Genomic DNA, 22,602 nt, shown 5'->3' on the forward strand with positions numbered 1-22,602 from the left:
TGACCGTTGAATAAACCTTCAACTTTCTTGCCAGGATAGCTTTTCTTATTGAATTCTAGGTTAGCGATCGCTTGTTGAAGTGTCCAACTAGGTTCCATGCCAACTTGCACTCCATCCCAGAAAAGTTGGTATTTACCTAAAGCGTTTGGATTTTGGGTTGGTTGAGAAGCAGTATTGCCTGAATTGGGTAAATTGATGGCAAAATTGTCACCTTTGCAACGGCGAAATGCACATGCTTCTGCCTTCCCTTCAAATCTTAGTGGACTTCCCTTAACACAACCTTGTACTTGGGCGTAAGAGCCAGCAAAATCAACAGTACCAAAAGTCGCACAGCCACCATCACGACCTATATATTGTTTCTGACTGGTGATTGGCCCAAGCTTGGCATAAAATTCGTAACCAGCACCTTTTTCTTCAACACATACACCTACACCTTTAACATCTATGCAATTAGCCTTATCTTGTGCCATTGCAGGTTGAGCAAAATTCAATGAAAATAGTGGCACACCGACACTGATGAGTGCTGCAAGTAGACCTAATGGTTTGCGGGACATAAATTTTTCCTTACGAGTAGATTGGTGAGACGAAAAAGCAGATTTAGAGGTGTAATTAGTAGTCATGGTTTACGTTCCTTTGTTGAGTAGTTAACGGTATGATTGTTTATAAGTTGATTTGCTGTTGAGCTAGGCGAAATTAACAGGGCAAATCGCTCATCATGCTGATGATTTGCTGCCACTGTACAAATCTGCATTGGGCAGAAATAATGACTACCTGGCTTCAACTTCTGTGGAGAGTAGTTAAAGTAGTTTGAATTACCGCAACCTCGAATTTGTTGGTTGGCGTTACTTACTTCACCCTCCACAGAGTTACACGTTTAACTTTTGAGGTTTATGCACTCAAATAAGAACAAAGCCAAAAAATTTTTTAACAACCCACTAGAGCCAATTTCCCAGCAAGACGTAAGATGCCCAATGTAAAGGATGGCGGTAATCTGGGTCTTTTAAAAGAGAGAGTTGAGCTTGCCGCAGTGCTTCTGCTTTTGTCACCTGCTTTGTTGCCAATTCTTTATAAAATTGACCAATGAGGCGAGCACCCGATTCATCATCCAAACTCCAAAGAGAAGCTAAGGTACTGCGTGCACCTGCTTGAATTGCCATCCCAGCCAGTCCTAAAGCTGCTCGTTTGTCTCCCTCGGCAGTTTCGCAAGCACTGAGAACGAGTAATTCAATTGGCTCAGGTGTAGTTTGCTCTCTGCTACGAAGCAAATCTTTTAGTTCGTTGAGTTTAATCGGTTTATCCCAAGCCAGCACAAAGGTTTCATCAGCATTGGAACTAAATTGACCATGAGTTGCCAGATGCACTACAGAGAAGGGCACAGAGTCAATCTGTTTTCGTAATTCTGAACTAGTAAATTTCTGATTCACGAGAACTTCGCTAGGCACTTCCGACTCAATTGCTTTTAATTCGTCACTGACATTTGGTAAGGAACTAAACCCATGTCGTGCTTCTGTGAGTCCAGCGACCAAAGTTTTTAGCCTACCTTGGCGCAAAGGACGGGGCCCCAATAGCTCTAACCCAGGCGTAAGGGCAATACTGTATTTCTCTACCAAATACTGTTTGCCATCATACAAGGCTGCGATCGCCACATTCCGCAAAGAACCATCTAAGACGAAAACTAATGTTTTCACCTGACTTTCAGACAGTTCTGCTTCCACAGGGCGAATTAACCAGTCGTAAACTTTTGCAGATAATAATTTTCCTTCAGGTGTTGTGAAAGGCTTCTCTAAATTTTCTCTGAGTTGCTCTATAACTTCTTCTACTTCGTGTTGACTTATTTTGGTGGCATAGTGGCGTAGTGGCTGCTGAGGTAAACTCAGAATTACTTCTAGTCGGTCTGGGAGAATGATGGGATAAATTACCGCTGCTTCTGATTGTTGAATCTGCTCAATCGGTACTATCTGACCTTGTAGACAAGCTGAACGAAAGAAGTTGTCGAGTTCTGCTAGTTGTAGTGATTCAATTACTTGACGGGCTTGTTTTAGCTCCACCTGACTAGGTTCTACGCTTTCGCCCGGATTTAACAGTAATTGTACATATTCACGATATACAGGCTCTACAGCTTCACGGAAGGTAAATTGAATATCATTGTTAATTGCCACCAAATCGCTACGCAGAGATTTTAATGTTGTGAAAGCTACTTCGTAGGCAGATGTTGCCGGCTTGATTTCCCCTTGGGCTTTTAAAATGCGTCCTAATTGCCATTGCCACTGATAACTAATATGTGGAGTATTAATGGCTTGAGCTATTTGCAAAGCCTGCTGGGTTAAATCTTGAGCATTTGACCACTGCTGAGTTTGTTCGTAGAGTCCACCTAGATAACCCAAAGCATAAGACTCAGCTTGTTGGTCACTTAAGTTTTGAGCTTCTTGAATTGCGATCGCCAGTAGTTTAGCAGATTCAGCGTTTCCTTTAGTTCCCAGTTTCACCAAACTTTTGGCAAGGTTGATGCGAGAGTAAATTGTTGAGCGACTGGGAGGTAGATTACTAAACTTTGGCTGGAGTTGTAGCGAGAGATTCTCGGCTTTTTTCGTTTGTCCAGTTGCTATCAATAGCTGGAGTTGATTGATTTGAGACTGAATCTGCGTCATGTTGCTTGCAGAGGCAGTAGTTGCAGCCTGTTCGTAATATGCCAATGCTGCATCTGTATTGCTTTGGGCATAAGCTGTGTTACCCAGGCTGAGTAAGGTTGCACTCAATTCTTGTTGTGACGCATTAGCGCCACCCTGTAGCATCTGCAAACTTTGCTGTAAAACTCTGCGAGAATCAGCGAAAGCGCCCACTGATTTAAGAACGTTGCCCAGGCTACGCAATCCTGTAGTTTTTAACTGCCGGTCTGGTTGATTCTCTAGTGTTTGTTCTACTTCTGCTAGGGTTTTACGAGCTTGGAGATAAAGCCCTAGAGCTTGTTGGGCTTGAGCTTGATTAATTAAACTGCCAATTCTGCCTTGTGTATAGCCTGCTGTGATATAAATGGCAGTTGCCTGTTGCCAACTATTGAGAGCTTCTTCTGCCTTACCTTGAGCTAATTGCAAACTTCCTTGAGTGTTGAGCGCTTGGCCAAAGATGAGTTTTGTTTGTGCTGTTGTCTGTTTGGAGTTTTGGATTAAATTCAAGCTAGAGCTAATTGTCTTAGTTGCCTGCTGCCACTGTCCCAACTGCTGGTGAGCCAAGGAGAGATAATTTAGCACCATAGCTTGAGACGATAAATTCTTTTCTGCTTTGAGTGCCAATTGCCAAATATTTACAGCATCAGCATATCGTTCTGCTTGGTACAGTTCTCTACCTTGTTTAATTAAATTTGAGTTCGATAAATATTGTGTTGATCTCTGCTCCATTTTCTCTTCTACAAGCAGAGGTTGAACAGAAGAGGCTGTAACTTGCCTGAATTCGAGCATCAGAGTTAGACTCATCCCCGTTAGCACACAAAGCAGAAAAGCTAGAGCTTTACGCAAAAATCTTGGCTGTTTTTTTGCCATCTGAGAGTCCAACATCAGTTTTGGGCAACTGGACAATTAACAGGTGTGAGTGAAGAGTTGTGAGGAGTAGTAGTTGGAGCTTGAGCTACAAGGGTAATAGTACCATCAGCATTAGTTACCCATCCTTGAGCTTCGGCGATCGCAGCAGGTGTTTGTGAAACTAAGCTTACCTCTTGTTGAGAGCCACTGATCTGTTCATTAAGCAATGCGTGGGGTTGCAAGTCTTGCCAGATGGCATCACTGCTAAGTGGCTCAATGGGGTTAGGTGGCAAACCACCTCGCCCAGTGACTATAAATTCACTTTGTTGATTGGCTGTTACTCCCCCAGCACTCTTACAGGTTTGGGCAATGAGTGTGGAAGCATCTACTATATTTGTGGGCAAATTCGCTAGTCCGCGGCTGGGGTCGACATCGGGTGTGTTAATGTCTACAACTCCATTAATTCCCAGTTCTGAACTGGCGTTGATGTCACTGAGGGGTGTTAAAGTTTCACGGAATTGCAATCCAAAAATACCTTGAGCGGTAATATTTATTTTGCCTCCCGAACCCTCGAAGGCGTTGGCAATGATGTCGCTATTTTCGTTAGGGACAGCAACCACAAAACTTGTATCAATATTGATATTGCCGCCATCACCTTTGTCGAAGGCTTGGGCACTAATTGAACTATTATTCCGCAATACTACCAGATCGGATACTCTAAGCTGAATGTTAGCTTCACTACCAGAGGCTGTGGTAGCAGAGAGCGCTCCCTCGTTCAGCAAGATAGCCTTGGCGGTGATATCTAAATTACCTGGATTGCCTACTCCCAAACCACTAACAGTAACTTGACCTCCATCTCGCACAACCAAATTCTTTGTAGCAATTGTGAGATTGCCAGAATTTCCGAACCCTTGCGAACCAGCAGACAATATACTATTAACTCTACGAATACTAGAATTTCCCAACCCAGTATCTCCTATTCCAGAACCAGATACTTCTACAGATTCCAAGGCATTCACAGTCACCTTTCCCCCTAAACCCTCATTAAAGGTGCTAGCGCCAACTTCTCCCCCGTTTTGAATCAGTAAATTCTCTACGTTGAGAGTTAATGTTCCTCCCGCTCCTCTAGCAAAAGTATTAGCTTGGATTTGTGCTCCATCTTGAACTACTAAGCGACTAGTGTTGATTGTTATATCTCCTCCCTTACCAGTCGGTTGTGTAATGTCTGGTCGCCTGCCAACTGAACTGAATATGCCGCTACTTACTTGAGAACCATCGCTTCTTATGGCTGTACCGTTGGCTTCCACAGACTTAGAGGCATCCACAATCATTGTTCCGCCATTCCCGGAAGAGAAAGTGGATGTTCCTATCTGTGCGCCGTTACGGATAACTAACTGCCCAGTTTTAATTGTTAAATTTCCAGCATTACCTTTAGCACCTATATTAGATTGAGCAAACAAGCCACTGGAATTCCGTCCACCCCCGTATATTCCACTTAGCTCTACAAATTCTTTCGCAATCACTGTCAGTTCTCCTCCCTGACCCGTGTTGAAAGTAGAAACCGATACGACTCCTCCATCTTTAACGATTAACCGTCCAGTATCAATCGTTATATTGCCGCCTCTTCCCTCAGCCTGAGTTGTGGCAAAAAGACCAGTAGAAGACCCATTGAATGAAGTTCCAAAGAGTTCTACAGAATTCAAGGCATTCACAATTATTCTTCCACCTTGACCTACACCTCTGGTGTTAGCAAAAATACCTGAGCCATCCCCCATAATCAATCGGCTAGTGTTAATAATTACGCTGCTTCCCTCTCCAGAACCAGAATTAGCGACATTGATTAGACTGTTCTCGTCAATCGGGGAACCTCCACTCATTTCTACCAAATCTGTGGCGTTGATAATGACACTTCCTGGCTTTCCAGAACCTCTGTTGCGGTTAAAAATTCCTGATTCTTCGCTGAGAGTGACTTGCCTACCTTGGAGATGAACGCTACCTATACTTTGACTAATACTGTCAGAATTAGCAATGATTTCAGCCCTACGAGACAATTGGATATCCCGATAATTTTCAATGCCTTCATAGCTTAATGTCAGAGGAATAGCATCAGAGGCAAATGACCAGTTCAAGTGGACAAGACCATTGCCGAAGACAGATCCCAATTCTATCTGTCCCCCATCTGCTTTCATCCTCCCTTGTTCTAGAAAAATATCGCCTCCTACAAGTGCAAGGGTTCTTTGCGGTTGCACCTGGAGTCCGACAATTTCACCATTACTATCCTTAACAGTGGATTGGTTGAGGATACTACCTGGATTTGCGGCAAATTGTAAGCCAAGGGGTACATTGACAGTCAACAAGGGAGGAATTTGGGGATTAGTAGCACTAAAAGCAAAATTGTTATCAAATCTCAAACTATCAGCTGTACTCGCCACAAAAGAACCTGCAATGTCTAATCTTGCATTGACTCCAAATACAATACCATTGGGGTTAATTAAAAACAGATTTGCATTACCTAAAACCCCTAGTGTCCCCAAAATCTTGGAGTGGTTATTACCTGTGACTCTCGTGAGGATATTCTCTACTCCCCTGGGGTTAGAGAAGTAAACCCGTTGTTCGTTACCAATGCTAAATTCGCCAAAGCTGTGAAATAGGTTTGCTCCTCGGACTGCACCACCATCGATACGATTGCCTATTGCTTCTTTAACCTCAACCTCTTGGATTAAGATTGATGATTCACTTCCCAAGGTGGTATCAGCTTTAATTTCGGCGAGGACATGGTTTTTTCCAAAAATAGAAGAACTCAGCGCCGAAAGGGCTAATGTAAAAAGTAACAATTCTCTTAAGAGTTTAAACAATTTTTACAAAATAAAGATTAATTGTTGTTATAAATAATAACACTTTTTGATTTTTTTAGGTTTACCAAGAATGGAGATTTTATCCAATTGTAAAAAATTATTGAAGACAGAATCTCTATATCAATCCAAATTCCATTATCGTGCTACCGCACTCATGTTTTATTTGTTAATTTACCTGTACTAGCAAGAAAGCTTATACTAAACTTGAAAGGTCAGTGTCCTTGATGAATTGACACTCGATTGCATCCAATTTCAGAGACGCGGCTTTAAGGGACTCCAGAACTGCCCCACTCTCACGATCATCGGCATCGGCTGCATCTATAACAGTGTATCCATCTGATAGTTTAAATCTAGGCGATCGCTTTGCTAATCTCTGGACTACACACATTACTGACATCTTAATGTTAGATTAGATTATCCTAATTTGATATCTTTCTAAGTGCTAGTTAACCAGAAGAATAAATAAACATGAAAATTCAAAAACTAATTACAGAAGCACTTAGTTTACCTAATGATGCTATTTCCTATCATGTTAGTCAGCAGTTAGCAGCTATTTATCCTAAAAAAACGTTGCTGGGAAGTAATGATAGTTCGTTTAATTTAGAAAAGTACGCTGAGGCAAACCTCTGCAAAATTCAATATGATACTCATATCCATAACCAAATCCTCACTGGTTGGAACGGTATGGAGAACGAGATTTACAATTTTACTGAAAATGCCAGTTTTGAAGTTTCATGGCAAGGAGAAAAACTTAATGTACTTTTAATGAGTTGGCATGAAGGTTATTGCAAAACTCGCCATTTTTGGATTTTAGCTAATAGCACAAAATTAGCTAAAAACTTTTTTGCCGCAGTTTGTGATTGGAACTCAGAAATTCGTGATGAACTTTTAGTTTTTGAAGATGGGTACTGGAATAAAAACCCAGAGTTGTTTCAATCTATTCAAAGCGCAAATTTTGATAATCTCGTCTTGCATAGCACTCTGAAACAAGACATTCAAGATGACCTAATAACCTTCTTTGCATCCCGCGAAACTTACACAAATTATAGTGTTCCTTGGAAACGTGGTATTTTATTAATTGGCTCGCCTGGAAACGGTAAAACCCATACAGTGAAAGCATTAATTAATCAAATGCAGCAGCCTTGTTTATATGTTAAAAGCTTTAAATCTGAGTATGCAACTGATAGCGAAAATATCCGTAATGTATTCAAACAGGCACGGCAGTCAGCCCCTTGTATTTTGGTATTAGAAGATATTGATTCTCTATTGAATGATGAAAATCGCTCTTTCTTTTTAAATGAACTTGATGGCTTTGCCTCTAATGAAGGAATTGTGACCATTGCAACCACTAATCATCCAGAACGTTTAGATTCAGCAATTAGCGATCGCCCCAGTCGCTTTGACCGCAAATATCATTTTGACTTGCCAGCTATCCCAGAACGAGAAGCCTACATCACATTATGGAATGATAAATTAAAAACTGCTATGGGCTTGTCTGAGCCGGCTGTGAGTCAGATGGTTGCATTAACTGAAGGCTTTTCTTTTGCCTACCTCAAAGAACTATTTCTCTCGTCAATGATTCGTTGGATGGGAGCAATGGAAGATGGTGCGTTAGAGAAAATCATGATTTCTCAAGTTGCAATTTTGCGAGAACAAATGATCAGCACAACTGTTAGCAGCAAAGATTTAGAAAACTAAAATCAAAGAAGAATTTAGGAGCGGAGCCGGAGACGCTCCGCTTTCGCTCAGAATCAATATTGCTGATACCTGAATTCTGAACAACTTTAGCAAAATCGGCGGCAGATTTTCTTGCAATACAGTTCAGTTAAGCATTTTTTTCTTCCCTTTTTTCTCTTTTTTCTCTTTCTTCTCTTTCTTCTCTTTCTTCTCTTTCTTCTCTTCCTTTGCGTCCTACCCTTCTCCTTCGGAGACGCTACGCGAACGGGAAGCCACTTCTCTACGAGACACTCCGCGAACGTGTCTATGTGTCCTTCTCTAACGAGACGCTCTTGCTAGCTTGCTTCGACCTAGGAGTATGCGGTTCGTTAAAAAATTGACTTTGTTTGACAAAGAGTTAAGCCTTAACCCAAGCGTATTGGCTTTTCTTGGGTTGCGATCGCAACGGCTTGTTACAGACTTTCGGCAATTTTGACTAATAACTGCATACCGATGACTATATTAAAGCTTGGTCTAAAAGCTTTGTAAATATTAGCTTGCGAGTTTTCGGATAAGTCTTATTAATCAGCAAAGGCAATTTTAATAACTGCTAATTTTCTCACTAGCGTCATCTCTCCTGTATCGATATCCACGGTGAATAAAGAATTCATTGGCTCATGATTGAGATTAGCAACTGCATATAGTTTTCCTAATGGAGAAAAAGCTAAACTGAGCAAGTCGCTTTCTAAAGGTTTATTGTTGAAGTGTAATTCTGACAACTTGATAATTAGTGCTTTGCCAGTCATTACTGAATTATTCTCCATATCTAACTGCACCAAATGCACACTGTACCCCATACCCATGCTTGTAGCATAAATTTTTCTATTAACAGGGGATTGGGCGAGATTACTGTAGCGTCGGTCTGGTTGCAAATCGGGTAATAGTGCATCATAAGTTACTTTACCCGTCTCATAGTCAATGGTTGCTAACTCAAAAGGTGGAACACCCCCTCTTAGACCAACTATGCCCAAAAGCTTGCCATCTTGAGTTTCTAGCAGACTTTCTAAAGTACTATTATCCTGTTGAAATCCCCACACTTTTAGAGCTTTGTGAGTTCGAGAAGACTTGTCACGATTAAAAAATATGAGACGATTAAAATCGCCATTTTGCGTGCGTGCTACACAGGTGATAATGAACGTCCCGTTAGATAGATGAGTGAGACTTGTTAGCCGCTCATAAGGGTTGCTATGGAAGGCTTTATGCACATCTGGAGTACGTGTATTTTTATTCTCAACGGTGTTAACCGAAATTGGCGAGTGGGATAACTGTTTACCAGTTTCTATATCTAAAGATATTAGAGATATTTCAGGGGTCGTATGGGCTATATTTTCCACTTCTGAAGTGTGCAATGGCTTTCCTGCTGGATTACAAATTTTTTTTGCAGTTTCATTGGCTACACTTGTACTAACCATACTGAGGTTTTTCTTGGTCGCAAAGTGTACTCCATAAATTATGGAAGATGTCTGCACAGCACTTTCTTGCATATTGGAATTCATATCATTTTTAATAATTGTTTACGGACTTTTGACACTCTCACCGCTAACCGCAAAGCGGTGTAGCGGGAGATTCTTGCTTCTCAGAAACACGCTTTTGGGTACAAGTACCAACGAGTCTTACTGCTTCTCCACAAGCTTGAAGTTCGGTATGTCCTACCGTATTTGTTGACAGTATTTTTATGCCTTCTTCTCTCAAGTTTCGTGAGGCATTTTCATCCCTATCATGGGTTGTTTGGCAACTTGAACAAATCCACTCACGGACACTTAAATTCAACGAGTCATTCTTATGATCGCAGCATGAACAAAGCTTTGAACTAGGAAAGAATCTGTCAACTTGAACAAATTTACCTCCCTCTCTCTCTAGTTTGTAACTAATGAAATTAAGCAGCATACCAAAACCAGCATCATGTATTGACTTAGCCAAATTGGTGCGTGTCAACCCTTTAATACAAAGGTTCTCAGTTACTATGACTTGGTTATCATCAACTAACTTTCGTGAGAGTTTATGGAGAAAGTCTTGTCTTGTATTTGATATTTTTTCGTGAACTTTAGCAACTACCTTAATTGCTTTACATCTATTGCTAGACCCCTTTACTTTACGAGATAAAGCTTTCTGTCTAATTCGCAGTCGTTTGGCATATTTTCTAGTGGGTTTGATGGGGTCAACTTTATAACAGCTTTCACCGTCAAATACAGTTATTAAACTGGTTAATCCTAAATCAATTCCTGATATTTTTCCTTCCTTAGTGTTTGTTAAATCTCCAGTTTCAAATAATATTACTGCAAAATATTTGTCTGTACTTGTTTTAGAAACAGTCACAGATTTAATCTTGTCATTAATATTCTTTGAGAGACTAGCTTTAACAATACCGAGTTTAGGTAGCTTTAATCCGCCATCTTTGATTGAACAGCTTTCAGGAAATCGGATTGACTGTTTAGAATGCTTGCTTTTGAATTTTGGGAATCCTGTACGTTTTGCAAAAAAGTTTTTAAACGCAGATTCCAGGTTTTTTAGTGACTGTTGTAGAACAGCAGCAGTTGGTTCTTGCAACCATTCAAAATCAGCTAGTTTCTTCAACTGAGTAAGGTCTTTAGCCATCTGGCAGTAAGTCATTCCCTTACCAGTTTCTTCGTACTGATTATTAGTTTTATTAAGGTAGAAATTCCAAATAAAACGGGAACATCCGAAGCTTTTAGCTAGGGGTATTTCCTGTTCTTTGTTTGGGTAAATTCTGACCTTCAGTACATCTAACATCAATACAGCATTGAGAAACTTATGGTAATATACTGCTTACCGCTACCTCTTGCCAATATATGTAACATCATGGTTTTACGTGTGTTTCCAGGCTTAACGCTCACATTGTTCTAGTTGTGAAGTCCCGTAGAAAAGCTATTAATGCCGAAATACTAAACAGGCTAAAAGAAATCATCACAGATACCCTTAAAAAATGGGATGGTGAATTACTAGAGTTTAATGGCGAAGCAGACCATGTGCGTCTATTAATTGACTATAAACCAGATAAGCCACTATCAACACTGATTGGAAATATCAAAACAGTGAGTAGTAGATTAATTCGTAAAGAATACCCCTGGTTGGCTAAAAAATACTTCTATAACAAACCTTACTTTTGGACTGGTGCGTATTTTGTGCGGAGCCGGAGATGCTCCGCCTCCGGGCTAGTTGTGGAGGTGTCACGGTTGAACAATTAAATAATTACGTTGATAACCTTTGAACTTCCAAAACAATGATTCGCTACGCTCAATTTTATATTGGTCGCAATTCATAATCCCGTTAAGTCTGACGACTGTAACGGGAGTCCTCTTGCTCCATTCAGATAGAATTACGTTTATAACAAGTCTTAGTAGACTGTTACTACTCTCATAATACACTAGGATTGCATTGTGTAATTAGTATCAAATTTTAAAATTTCTCAGTTGTATAGGACTCCTGTCTTATTTCTGAACAATATTTCAGATACAACTTTGATAAAACGAATCGGAGTCCTATGGATTCGATTATTGCTGGCAGAAGTCAGTCAAGGCGAAATAAAAATTCTCTATTGACAAAGTAGTTTCAGGAAATTATTTAATTTAACGGCTCAACGCCGTTAAATTAAATGCGCCATCTCTCCCAACTCTCAGGCTCTGGCAGAGTGGGATAATTCACTTCCTTTACCCTTGCGTCCTATAGGTAAACACATCGGTGTCCCCACAAGTGGGTCAAGAATAATCCGACACTTCAATCCAAAAACCTCCTGAACCATTTCTTGAGTCATGACTAGCTCTGGTTCGCCAGCAGCAAAAATTCGACCATCTTTAACTGCAACTAAGTAATCAGCATAACGACAAGCCTGATTTAAATCATGCAGCACCATCACAATTGTTCGCCCCTGAGTTTGGTTCAACTCATACAACAAATCCAAAATCTCTATTTGGTGGGTCAAATCCAAAAAAGTAGTCGGTTCATCTAAAAGTAAAATATCTGTATCTTGCGCTAGTGCCATTGCAATCCAAGCTCTCTGTCGTTGTCCACCAGACAAAGTATCTAATCCTCTATCTGCTAATTCCAACAAATCTGTAATTAAGAGTGCCTGCTGTACGATTTTTTCATCTTTTGCCGACCACTGCTGCAACCAATTTTGATAAGGGTAACGCCCTTGTGCTACCAAATCTTGTACTGTTAACCCTTCCGGTGCTACTGGCCCTTGGGGTAAAATACCTAACTGCTGCGCTACTTCTTTAGTGGAAAGATTAAAAATAGACGTTCCATCAAGATAGACATTACCGCCACAGGGTTTAAGCAATCTTGCCAAACCTCGTAACAACGTTGATTTCCCACAACCATTAGCACCAACTAAAGCACTAATTTGTCCGTTAGGGATTGCCAAATTCAGGTCACGGATAATCAGCGCACCATCGTAGGCTAAAGACAGATTTTTGGTTGACAGTCCTTTCATAGGTGATATTTCTCAGCTTTATTTTTTGCGATTACGAATTAATAAATAAAGAAAATAAGGAGCGCCAACAGCAGCAGTTACCACCCCACAAGGAAGTTCAATAGGTGCAAATAGCGTTCTTCCTAGCAAGTCTGCCATTACAACAATCACTCCCCCCAACAGTGCGGAGGTAGGAACTAAGCTTTCATGGGTTGCACCTACCAACTGTCGTCCTAAATGGGGTGCGATTAAACCAACAAAACCAATATTTCCGGCGGTGGCGACTCCTGCACCTGCTAAAGCTACACCCACCAGCACCAGTAAACCACGTTGCCATTCCACCTGGCTACCTAGACTTTTGGCGACATCATCTCCTAAGTTAAGAGCGTTCAAATGCCTTGCTAGTGTCAAAGCCATAGGCACAAAAACAATTAACCAAGGTAGTAAGGAAAAGACTTGCTCCCAAGTCCGGCCGTAGACGCTCCCAGCTAACCAAACCAAAGCATTACTAACGTCATAAATTTCGCCAAAGGTAATCATCAAGCTGGTTATGGCACTGGCGATCGCAGATAAACCAACACCCATTAAAATTAATAGAATCGGGGAACTACCGTTATTCCAAGCTAGCGAGTAAATTAAAATCGCCATTAGCAAAGCACCAGCAAAGGCTGATAGAGGCAAGGTGTAAATTGGTGCTGATGGAAATAGTACAATTACTGTAACAGCCGCCAGACTCGCCCCAGCATTGATGCCAATAATACCTGGGTCAGCCAATGGATTGCGTGTCAGTCCTTGAAAGATAGTCCCAGAAATTGCTAGCGCCATCCCTACCATAAAAGCTACAAGGGTGCGGGGTAGACGGAGATTCTGAATCACGAATGAATGGTCTGGATTTCCTGTATCTAAACCCAATATAGTTTTCACGATATCTAAAGGCGAGATTGGATATTCACCCCGCCCGACATTCATCACCATCGCCACTGCGATCGCTACTGCCAAACATAGCAGTATGATTGGTACACGTCGATCGATGCGGAAAGATATCGCTTGGGAACGAATGACTAGCCAATCAAAACTCATTTTTTCACCTTTGATTTAGCTAGGTATACAAAAAAAGGAGCGCCAACTATTGCTGTCATTACACCCACAGGTAACTCCTGTGGTTTGAGCAATACACGGGCGGCAATGTCTGCAACCAAGAGTAAAATAGCACCCAAAACTGCACAATAAGGTAATATCCAACGGTAATCGGCTTTAATGTAAAATCTCACTATATGGGGAACAACTAAACCAATGAAGCCGATTGGCCCTGCAAGAGCGACGGAACTTCCTGCTAGTAAGACTACGCTGATAGCGGTAAATATTTTGATCCAAGCTGTCTGTTGACCCAACCCTTTGGCGACATCTTCACCTAAACTCATAGTGGTAATTTGTCTGCCGAGGGCAAAAGCTATTACTAATCCGATGCCGACGAAAGGCAGTAGTTGTAAGAATAAATTAAAATCTCGACCAGATAACGAACCAGCTAACCAAAATCTAACTTGTTCGAGGGTTTGTTGACTGACAATGAGGATACCGGTGGTGAAGGAAGAAATCAGAGCAGTTAACGCCGCTCCTGCTACTGTCAGATTCAGTGGGGTGGCTCCTCCCCGTCCCAGAGAACCAAGGATGTAAACTAACACCGCTGTTACTCCCGCGCCCAGAAATGCCACAAGGGCGTAAACACTTAGGGATGAGCTGCCAAAAACAAAAATTGCCACAACGACAAAGAGGGCGGCTCCCGACTCAATACCTAAAATACCTGGATCTGCTAAGGGGTTTCGCGTCAAACCCTGCATCAATGCTCCCGATACGGCAAGGGCTGAACCTACAAGGATAGCAATTAGCGATCGCGGTAATCTCACAGTCTGAATAACTAAGTGATCATAGGAACCATCAAAGGCTATAAAAGATGTCAAAATCTTGCTAACAGGTATTTCTGCTGCACCTAGTGTCACACTGTATATTAAACAAATTAGCAGCATACACAGTCCAAAAACCAGACCAAATAAGGCTGTAATTGGTGGCTTTTTCAATTCTCTAAGTGATACTGTGGTCGCTTTTATCATTATCCTGCCATTATTTGAAAATATTACGCTCTGCTGGTAGGTTGTTTTTTCAATAGGCACTCTCAATATTTAACAGCTTTTTAATCATTGGAGTTGATAATCTTTCTTGATAAATATATAGATTACACGATCGCGTAGTCTTTTCCAGATTTTTTAAACGGAATAAAGGATACCGTTCCAGCTTTGATATACTTTCTCAACAAAGTGGTATTGTTAGATCAACTTAAATCTGCTTTGTCAAAGTCACTTGCGTGCAGCTTTACCTTGTTATCAAGAGGCTGCTCTAAGGATTACCAAGAAATAAATCACTACTACTTGTGGGGCGGACAAGATGTCCACCCTTATTGAGGGTCTGGCTCTTTGGCCTACCCCACAAAAAGAGTTGGATGTTTTTTTATTTGGAAGTTCCTTTGCAGATGTGCAGAAGGGCAAAGGGAAAACTTTTCTTCCCAGCTTGTTCTTTGACCAACAGCAGTTTCAGTCACCAGGCGTTACATCTGTAAATGGTGGTGTTCATGAGGATTGATCTTTTACTTAAGGTTTACAAAAGAAAATCAATACGCGTTTTACCCTTAATACTCAGTTTCATACTGGTTTTGTTTGTCGGAAGCCGCACTATGGCTGTACCAACAAAATCCACAGAGATATTATGGGATACCTATGGTGTGCCGCACATCTACGGCAAAGATGAGCGGAGTGCATTTTATGCCTTTGGTTGGGCACAAATGCAAAGTCATGGAGATTTGCTTTTGCGTCTCTATGGTCAAGCACGGGGACGCGCCGCCGAATATTGGGGAGAGGAATACCTAGAGTCAGATCGTTGGGTACAGACTGCGGGAGTACCAGAACGCGCTCGTTCTTGGTACAAAGCACAGAGTCCAACTTTTCGTAGTTATCTTGATGCTTTTGCTACTGGGATCAATGCTTATGCAAAACAAAATCCTAACTTGATTGATGATCAGGTTGAGGCGGTGCTACCAGTCAAGGCAGAAGATGTCATGGCTCACTTACATCGGGTGCTCAATTTCACCTTTGTAGTCAATCCAGAGGAAGTATTAGATCTGAGCAAAGAAAAATTGCAAGCAGGATCTAATGGTTGGGCGATCGCACCAAGTCATTCTGCTAATGGGAACGCAATGTTGCTAGCAAACCCACACTTACCTTGGTCAGATTTATTTTTGTGGTATGAAGCCCAAATCACCGCACCAGGAATTGATGCTTATGGAGCAACACTTGTAGGTATTCCTGTATTAGCGATCGCCTTTAACAACAACTTAGGTTGGACTCACACAGTTAACACCTATGATGGTTGGGATCTTTATGAACTCACACTGGGAGGTAATGGGTACCGCTTTGATGACAAAGTTCGTAATTTCCAGACAAAAACCCTCTCCTTGAAGGTGAAACAGAAAGATGGCTCCTTGCAAGAGCAACCATTAGTAGTAAAAAGTTCTGTTCACGGGCCTGTAATAGCTGAGAAAGCAGGTAAAGCCGTGGCGCTGAGAGTTGCAGGTCTTGACCGGCCAGGCGTACTCCAGCAATGGTGGGATATGGCACGAGCAAACAACCTTAGCCAGTTTCAAGCCGTACTTAAGCGCTTGCAACTACCAATGTTTACGGTGATGTATGCAGATCGAGAAGGGCATATTATGCACCTATTCAACGGTCAAGTTCCAGTGCGCTCTAAGGGTGATTTTGAATACTGGCAAAGCATAATTCCAGGCAATACATCTAAAACCTTGTGGACAAAAATTCATCCTTACCAAGATTTACCACGCATAGTTGACCCTAAGAGTGGCTGGTTACAAAATACAAATGATCCACCTTGGACAACTACCTTTCCAGCCGCCATTAAAGCAGATAATTACCCACCTTACATGGCACCTCGTTTTATGGATTTCCGCTCCCAACGTTCTGTAAGGATGTTGGCTGAGGATGACAAAATCTCTTTTGATGAAATGGTTGCATACAAGCACTCTACCCGTATGGAACTGGCTGATCGGATTTTGGATGATTTAATTCCAGCTGCACGCAAGTACGGTCAGGACATAGGGCAAAAAGCAGCCAATGTCCTAGAAGCCTGGGATCGGCAAGCCAATGGAGATAGTCGCGGGGCTGTATTATTTGCCTTTTGGGTACAACAGATGGACTTAGATAAGGCCTTTAGTAAACCCTGGAATGAAAATTCTCCACGCACCACACCCGATGGTTTAGCTAATCCTGAAAGTGCAGTTGCAACTTTGCAAGCAGTCGCAGCAGAGGTAGAAAAAACCTATGGGGCGCTTGATGTACCGTGGGGACAGGTTTTTCGGCTAAAATTGGGTGATAAGGATTTGCCTAGTAATGGTGGGGATGGCAACCTGGGAATTTTCCGTGTACTGAATTCTGCTCCAGGAGAAAATGGTCAGTTCCAAGCCTTTGCAGGTGATTCCTATGTGGCTGCAATTGAATTTTCTAACCCTGTACGAGCAATGGCACTCACCAGCTACGGTAATGCATCTCAACCCGGATCGCCTCACATTGGCGATCAGTTACAGATGTTTGCTAACAAAAAGTTGCGTCCTGTATGGCGATCGCGCTCAGATATTCTTGCTCATCTAGAAGAACGTAAAATATTCTGAGGATTCTGGGGAGACAGCTATGAAAGATCAGATTACCAAATATCAGGCTACTGAGCTACTACTGTTTCCCCAGAATCTTATTCTGTCTGTACAAGACTTCGGTTGAAAAATTGAGAGATATCCACGTTTCAATTCGGATTGCTATAGTACTAATTGCTAGTTTTTCGTTTCCTCTGGAGGTTATAAGAAATGTCAAAAACTGATTTATTACCCATCATATAGTATTGAATTCGACGTTTAATAATATTGTTAAATCGGGAAAGAAAATCATAAAAAAAGGATGGATTTTTCCTCATTTGTGTTAATGCATTTAACCATTTTCCTTGTTTGATAGGCTCTACAACTTGAGAATAAGCTAGATTTTTTTTATAGACTGCAAGATTATAAGAAAGAGCACGCATTAAAGCTGGATTGTTTTTCACAACTTCTTGTTGCATGAAAGAATTAGTAGCTTTGCAATATTGATTTAGACGTAACAATGGGCTTTTATATACAAGAGAACCGGGGCGTGAACGGTAGAAATAATAGGGTTTTGGCACAAGAAAAAAGCGAGCACCATTGATTAAGCATTTCATGTCAAGCCAAAAGTCCTCAGCTATGCTAACGGTTTCATCGTACAAAATGCCGTGCTGAATCAGAAATTTTCGTTTAAATATAGGCTTGCTTAAACCAAGATGCAACCCTGGTTTTCCATAGACATCAGTTTCTACAAAAGAAACGATATCTATTTGGAGAATTTTATCTATATGTTCTCCACTTTCTTCAATCAATGTACTCCAAGGGGATGTTGCACCATCTTTGATTAAATAAAGATCGTCAGCAATCATATCTGCATTTGTTTCATCTGCCAGCAATACAAGCTTTTCTAATCTTTCGGGATCATACCAGTCATCTGAATCAAGAACAGCAATCCATTCTCCTTGGGCTGCTTTGAGGGCACGATTACGCGCAGCAGAAACCCCAAGGTTTTGTTGATTAACTATTTTGAGACGTTGGTCAGTAAAACTTTTAGCGACTTCTACAGTTTTGTCACTTGAACCATCATCGACCATGATAACTTCAATATCTTTGAGCGTTTGCTCCAAGGCTGACTTTATTGCCTTCGCAATATAAGCTTCAGTATTGTAAGCAGGGATAATGACAGATACTTTAGGATTCACAACACTTAATTCCAGACTAAGTAGGAGAGCGAAAAAATTTCAAAGTAAGTAACGAAAAGTTAACTAGGCTGATTAAGTATCCTTTTTGACTCTCTCCCAGTAAAAAGGGATATTGTTCCAAAAGGAATAACAAGATGTTTTATACCTCTAGGAGCCTGAATAATAAGCATCCAACCATAACTCTAACTATTATTTAGTTCGACCTACAGGGATAAAAAGTTTGGTTCTAACGCTTCTTTTATAATTTCCAAGTGCATTATTTGATAATAATACACTTGGAAATCATAAAAGCCTTTTCTTGTGAGCTTTTAAAGCTGTTAAGCAATAAGTTTCGAGTATTAGATTCCATAAAAGAGTCGATAGAACCATGTTTATTTACTTAGGCTCATTTCACTATCGTACTTTTTTGTGACAAAGATATTAGCAAACTATGTCAAAACTGTAACTTACTCAGTTGTAAATCTGACTTTTTTCCTTAAGTCTCAAAAGGGTTGTTCACAAGAGATTATAGAACAAGCACATCATATAGGCAACACCTTGCTAATAGGCAACACCTTGCTAATTTACCAGGGTTCAACACCTGTAGAAACGACCTAAAGGAGGAGGCTTGGCAAAATCTAAGCTAATAAAATAGGCATTTTTGGATCGGAAACTGCACTTAATGCGATCGCAGAACTTTTCGGTTAACTGACAAAGCGTATTTACCAAAATCTCTCTATGTGATGAAGAATTTAATATTAATGGTGAATTAAGGTTCTTGAATAGACACGAACCTAAAGGGTTTTTACTATGGCTCTGAATGTATTCGAGTTATCAGCACCGCCGATTAACTCTATTGTTGGACATTTATTTGAACTTGGACAAGACCCATTAGGATTTCTGACCCGTTGTCGTGACTATGGTGATATTATTCCCTTACAGTTAGGGTTAACTCCGACTTTTTTAGTAACTAATCCTGAATACATAGAAGAAGTTCTAAAAAATCGCAACGATTTTATTAAAAGCCGAGGCTTACGCGCCTTAAAAACCTTACTAGGAGAAGGGTTGTTAAGCGCAGAAGGAGAATCCTGGTTTTGGCAACGTCGTCTTGCCCAACCAGTATTTCACCAAAAACGGATTAATGGATATAGCCAAATAATGGTAGAGTACACCAACCGAATGCTTCAAACTTGGCACGATGGTGAAACTCATGACGTTCATGCAGATATGATGCATTTGACGCTGCAAATAGTTATGAAGTGCATATTTAGCACTGATGTAGATGCAGGAGAAACAAAAGTTGTTGCCAATGCACTAGATGTAGCAATGCAGTGGTTTGAAAGTAAGCGACGGCAGAATTTTTTGGTATTGGAGTGGTTGCCAAGACCTGAAAACATCCGTTATCGTCATGCCATTGCCCAAATGGATGAAGCTATCTACAAACTGATTCAAGAGCGTCGCAACAGTGGGGAAAAAACCAATGATTTGTTGACAATGCTAATGGAAGCGAAAGACGAACAAACTCTTCAGCAGATGGATGATAAACTGCTGCGAGATGAAGTCGCCACCTTGATGTTGGCAGGGCATGAAACTACTGCAAATGCTTTATCCTGGACGTGGTTGCTCTTGGCACAAAATCCCGAAGTGCGTGAAAAATTAGAATTAGAGCTAAATCAAGTTCTGCAAGGAAAGTTACCAACACTCGAAGACCTTAGGCAGTTAGTTTATACACAGCAAATTATCAAAGAATCAATGCGATTATATCCTCCAGTCCCTCTCATGGGGCGGGAAGCAGCAATAGATACCCAGATTGGTAAGTACGAGATTCCCCAAGGCATGGCAATCATGATTAGCCAATGGGTAATGCACCGTCATCCAAAGTATTTTGAGAATCCTGAAACTTTTCAACCAGAACGTTGGACACAGGAGTTTGAAAAAGAACTTCCTAAAGGAGTATATATACCCTTTGGGGATGGGCCAAGGATTTGTATTGGTAAAGGTTTTGCTCAGATGGAAGCGGCTTTGTTATTGGCGACTATTGCTCAACGCTTCCAAATAGATTTAGTGCCAGGATACCCAATCGTGCCACAGCCTTCAATCACCTTACGCCCGGAAAACGGGCTGAAGGTGCAACTCAAACAGATTGTGCCAAACGCTTCTAAAGACGGGAAACCTCAACACGTACAAACTTCTAATTAGCAGTAGCGAAAAAGATTTTAGGCAGTTATTGATCTCCTCTAACCCACGCCACTTGCTCCAGTTCGGGGTTTCGGCCAACTGGAGCAAGTGGCGTGGATTTATGGGGATCTAGAACGCTTTATAGCCCTTTCAAGGTGGGTGAAAATTTTTGGTACGCGACACCTGCTAAATTGGCTATACGACCTTAGCAGATGGGTGTTTAATTTATTTTGATTGTTTGAAATTATAATTTCGGGTTAACGAGGAATCGCAAACTTGAAATGTCTCGTGTATCATGCTGCATACCATAGTCAGTTATGGCATATTCAAGTTGTAATATGAGACGATCTCGATTAATTGGAGTTTTGCTTTTATGAAAACAAAATGTATCTTCAACGAATCCAAAGCCTGCTTTACCACAAATAGTCACTAATGAGTCTTTAGTATAATAATTAATAATTTCTGCATCAGTTTCTGATTTAGGTAGCAATAAATGTGAGAGTTTCTTTTGTTTATGACTACCCCGAATGCAGATATGAGCGCCGCTATTTGCATCAACATCTGTCAAATAAAAGAAAAATTTTAAAAATCGATAATCATCCATATCGTAGTGAAACATTTGAAATGTTTGTCTCCTTTGTTCATCTGTTACCTCTCCAGAAAAACTCCACCACAGTTGATTACATTGATGTGCAGGTTCATGTTCTAAAAATTTGGCAGCTATTGCCAATAATTTAGGATCGTTCTGCAGTTGCAAAATAGCAGGACAAAGCAAAGCTGTGTTGAAGTAACCAGCTAAAGTCAATGGTTCACCATAAGCGATTTCTGCTAATTCCTTCTGAGAATAATAGAATCCCAATCTGCATTGGCGATGGATATAACAAGGATTAGAGTGTGCAAAAGAGACTATTTCTTCTACTATATTTTGAGGTAGATTGATACCTAAATAAAACCCATCTTTCTTGAGACTGTCAACTACTAAATTTACGTCGATATATGGGAATAAAGTAGGAGATTCATTTACATAAAAATTAGATGATTTAGCTGTAGCTTTTAAGAAAAACTCTCTTAGAAATCGCCCTATACGAAATCTCGCTAATTTCCGCATTAACAGCCATTGGGGATTTCTAACCAATCCTTTATAGTTTTCATAGCAAATATCATATAGTAACGGAAATTTTTTTTTTAAATAATTTCGAGTCAATATACTAAGTTGTCCATTATTGTCATTCATTATTATTTAAACTTTAGCAGTTAATACGTAATATTCTGTTACATTAATTTTGAGAAAATGAGTTTCAGTAGAGTTATTTTACGGCTCCCGTTTTTCTAAACAATAGCTCTTAATAAGTTTTTAGTAATTCTAGCTTTAGGCTTGTTGTAAGCTATCTTCTAGAGAAAAAATTACTTATATTGACTTTAATATCATAAAATTCTTAGCATTTATATTTGAAAAACTTATATTTTGGGTAATCTTTAAAATTATTTTTAGTTTGATTTTGCTTATACTTAAGTGGTTAAATTTTACCACTAAAACTGTTTTAATGATTACTCACAGTGAAGATAATGGCAGGAAATATGACTAACGGCGACAATACTGCTCGGTTAAGGGGAAATAGAGGGTAAAACCAAGAAAATAGTGTTCGCGTAAGAACTACGTGAACAACAAATCGGATAATTCGACTTACTTTTTCTGTTTGAGGCTATCGTACAAGTCCACCCAATTTTGACGAAGAGAGTCGATGCACGAAGTTAAGTCATAGATTTGAGTTCTTCTAGCTACGGAGAGGACAGCATCAATATGAGCAAGGCCTCCAGCCTTACCCAAATGCTTATATTTGCTCAATTTGCTGGGTTGAGTTGTGGAAAAATTGGTTTGGTAGCGTGTAATTTATACTACCAATAAGCTTGTTTTTTCCGCGTGCTTGGTAACGTAAAATACAACGACTAAGTAGTGATACTTCCCCTGAAGCCTGAATTTGTTGAATCATTTTGTTCGCGTATAATTTACATGAACAAATTATTCTTGATTCTACCA

The 22,602-nt window shown here is 40.5% G+C and carries 14 protein-coding genes and 2 pseudogenes; 5 read left to right on the plus strand and 11 right to left on the minus strand.

The genetic code is table 11. The features are described 5' to 3' along the window. The 4 genes and pseudogenes from ACEYW6_RS14520 to ACEYW6_RS14535 all read right to left on the minus strand — a co-directional run. Positions 1 to 620 (minus strand): annotated as a pseudogene (locus ACEYW6_RS14520) (hypothetical protein); the annotation flags it as partial. A 315-nt stretch (positions 621 to 935) separates the two neighbouring features. Further along, positions 936 to 3,536: a CHAT domain-containing protein gene (locus ACEYW6_RS14525; protein ID WP_412980245.1), complete on the minus strand. Its 2,601-nt coding sequence runs from the start codon at positions 3,534 to 3,536 to the stop codon at positions 936 to 938. A gap of 14 nt (positions 3,537 to 3,550) precedes the next feature. Next, complete coding sequence (locus tag ACEYW6_RS14530) at positions 3,551 to 6,349, minus strand: filamentous hemagglutinin N-terminal domain-containing protein (RefSeq protein ID WP_412980246.1); 2,799 nt, start codon at positions 6,347 to 6,349, stop codon at positions 3,551 to 3,553. 214 nt (positions 6,350 to 6,563) lie between these two features. Continuing rightward, positions 6,564 to 6,758, minus strand: coding sequence for a hypothetical protein (locus ACEYW6_RS14535; protein WP_412980247.1), 195 nt, complete (start codon positions 6,756 to 6,758; stop codon positions 6,564 to 6,566). 80 nt (positions 6,759 to 6,838) lie between these two features. Here ACEYW6_RS14535 and ACEYW6_RS14540 point away from each other — a divergent pair, with 80 nt between their 5' ends. Next, complete coding sequence (locus ACEYW6_RS14540; protein WP_190893395.1) at positions 6,839 to 8,068, plus strand: AAA family ATPase; 1,230 nt, start codon at positions 6,839 to 6,841, stop codon at positions 8,066 to 8,068. A 539-nt stretch (positions 8,069 to 8,607) separates the two neighbouring features. On the opposite strand, the gene ACEYW6_RS14545 is transcribed toward ACEYW6_RS14540, so the two are convergent. Both ACEYW6_RS14545 and ACEYW6_RS14550 read right to left on the minus strand, forming a co-directional pair. Further along, the gene (locus ACEYW6_RS14545) at positions 8,608 to 9,570 is read right to left on the minus strand and encodes a hypothetical protein (RefSeq protein ID WP_412980248.1); all 963 of its coding nucleotides are present in this window, start codon (positions 9,568 to 9,570) and stop codon (positions 8,608 to 8,610) included. A gap of 55 nt (positions 9,571 to 9,625) precedes the next feature. Next, positions 9,626 to 10,837, minus strand: coding sequence for an RNA-guided endonuclease InsQ/TnpB family protein (locus ACEYW6_RS14550; RefSeq protein ID WP_412980249.1), 1,212 nt, complete (start codon positions 10,835 to 10,837; stop codon positions 9,626 to 9,628). 104 nt (positions 10,838 to 10,941) lie between these two features. On the opposite strand from ACEYW6_RS14550, the pseudogene tnpA reads away from it, so the two are divergent. After that, positions 10,942 to 11,315 (plus strand): annotated as a pseudogene (gene tnpA, locus ACEYW6_RS14555) (IS200/IS605 family transposase). A 405-nt stretch (positions 11,316 to 11,720) separates the two neighbouring features. Here the strand turns inward: tnpA and ACEYW6_RS14560 are convergent. From ACEYW6_RS14560 to ACEYW6_RS14570, 3 genes are read right to left on the minus strand one after another with little or no spacing between them, the layout of a single operon-like run. After that, entirely contained in the window at positions 11,721 to 12,539 is an 819-nt protein-coding gene (locus tag ACEYW6_RS14560) for an ABC transporter ATP-binding protein (protein WP_412980250.1), read from the minus strand. An 18-nt stretch (positions 12,540 to 12,557) separates the two neighbouring features. Further along, a complete protein-coding gene (locus tag ACEYW6_RS14565; RefSeq protein WP_412980251.1) occupies positions 12,558 to 13,598 on the minus strand; it encodes a FecCD family ABC transporter permease in 1,041 nt (346 codons plus the stop codon). After that, positions 13,595 to 14,626 carry a FecCD family ABC transporter permease gene (locus ACEYW6_RS14570; RefSeq protein WP_412980252.1) on the minus strand — a complete coding sequence of 344 codons (1,032 nt, stop codon included), beginning with the start codon at positions 14,624 to 14,626 and terminating at the stop codon, positions 13,595 to 13,597. The genes ACEYW6_RS14565 and ACEYW6_RS14570 overlap by 4 nt, the downstream gene beginning before the upstream one ends. 331 nt (positions 14,627 to 14,957) lie before the next feature. Between ACEYW6_RS14570 and ACEYW6_RS14575 the strand changes: the two genes are divergently transcribed. Beyond that, positions 14,958 to 15,152 carry a hypothetical protein gene (locus ACEYW6_RS14575; protein WP_412980253.1) on the plus strand — a complete coding sequence of 65 codons (195 nt, stop codon included), beginning with the start codon at positions 14,958 to 14,960 and terminating at the stop codon, positions 15,150 to 15,152. Then, a complete protein-coding gene (locus ACEYW6_RS14580; protein ID WP_412980254.1) occupies positions 15,142 to 17,247 on the plus strand; it encodes an acylase in 2,106 nt (701 codons plus the stop codon). The genes ACEYW6_RS14575 and ACEYW6_RS14580 overlap by 11 nt, the downstream gene beginning before the upstream one ends. A 149-nt stretch (positions 17,248 to 17,396) precedes the next feature. Here the strand turns inward: ACEYW6_RS14580 and ACEYW6_RS14585 are convergent, their stop codons facing one another. Beyond that, positions 17,397 to 18,407, minus strand: coding sequence for a glycosyltransferase family 2 protein (locus ACEYW6_RS14585; RefSeq protein WP_412980255.1), 1,011 nt, complete (start codon positions 18,405 to 18,407; stop codon positions 17,397 to 17,399). A 789-nt stretch (positions 18,408 to 19,196) separates the two neighbouring features. On the opposite strand from ACEYW6_RS14585, the gene ACEYW6_RS14590 reads away from it, so the two are divergent. Beyond that, positions 19,197 to 20,585: a cytochrome P450 gene (locus ACEYW6_RS14590; protein ID WP_412980256.1), complete on the plus strand. Its 1,389-nt coding sequence runs from the start codon at positions 19,197 to 19,199 to the stop codon at positions 20,583 to 20,585. Positions 20,586 to 20,808: 223 nt separating this feature from the next. Here the strand turns inward: ACEYW6_RS14590 and ACEYW6_RS14595 are convergent, their stop codons facing one another. Next, complete coding sequence (locus ACEYW6_RS14595) at positions 20,809 to 21,798, minus strand: phytanoyl-CoA dioxygenase family protein (RefSeq protein ID WP_412980257.1); 990 nt, start codon at positions 21,796 to 21,798, stop codon at positions 20,809 to 20,811. Positions 21,799 to 22,602: the final 804 nt, after the last annotated feature.

Origin of the sequence: Nostoc sp. UIC 10607, from assembly GCF_047228265.1 — a bacterium.
In the GTDB taxonomy this organism is placed as follows: domain Bacteria; phylum Cyanobacteriota; class Cyanobacteriia; order Cyanobacteriales; family Nostocaceae; genus Nostoc; species Nostoc foliaceum_A.

Bases quoted from the DNA above. Each gene is read 5' to 3' on its own strand.
- ACEYW6_RS14525 (WP_412980245.1), bottom strand. From the start codon at position 3,536: ATGGCAAAAAAACAGCCAAGATTTTTGCGTAAAGCTCTAGCTTTTCTG.
- ACEYW6_RS14535 (WP_412980247.1), bottom strand. From the start codon at position 6,758: ATGTGTGTAGTCCAGAGATTAGCAAAGCGATCGCCTAGATTTAAACTA.
- ACEYW6_RS14540 (WP_190893395.1), top strand. From the start codon at position 6,839: ATGAAAATTCAAAAACTAATTACAGAAGCACTTAGTTTACCTAATGAT.
- ACEYW6_RS14545 (WP_412980248.1), bottom strand. From the start codon at position 9,570: ATGCAAGAAAGTGCTGTGCAGACATCTTCCATAATTTATGGAGTACAC.
- ACEYW6_RS14550 (WP_412980249.1), bottom strand. From the start codon at position 10,837: ATGTTAGATGTACTGAAGGTCAGAATTTACCCAAACAAAGAACAGGAA.
- ACEYW6_RS14560 (WP_412980250.1), bottom strand. From the start codon at position 12,539: ATGAAAGGACTGTCAACCAAAAATCTGTCTTTAGCCTACGATGGTGCG.
- ACEYW6_RS14565 (WP_412980251.1), bottom strand. From the start codon at position 13,598: ATGAGTTTTGATTGGCTAGTCATTCGTTCCCAAGCGATATCTTTCCGC.
- ACEYW6_RS14570 (WP_412980252.1), bottom strand. From the start codon at position 14,626: ATGATAAAAGCGACCACAGTATCACTTAGAGAATTGAAAAAGCCACCA.
- ACEYW6_RS14575 (WP_412980253.1), top strand. From the start codon at position 14,958: ATGTCCACCCTTATTGAGGGTCTGGCTCTTTGGCCTACCCCACAAAAA.
- ACEYW6_RS14580 (WP_412980254.1), top strand. From the start codon at position 15,142: ATGAGGATTGATCTTTTACTTAAGGTTTACAAAAGAAAATCAATACGC.
- ACEYW6_RS14590 (WP_412980256.1), top strand. From the start codon at position 19,197: ATGGCTCTGAATGTATTCGAGTTATCAGCACCGCCGATTAACTCTATT.
- ACEYW6_RS14595 (WP_412980257.1), bottom strand. From the start codon at position 21,798: ATGAATGACAATAATGGACAACTTAGTATATTGACTCGAAATTATTTA.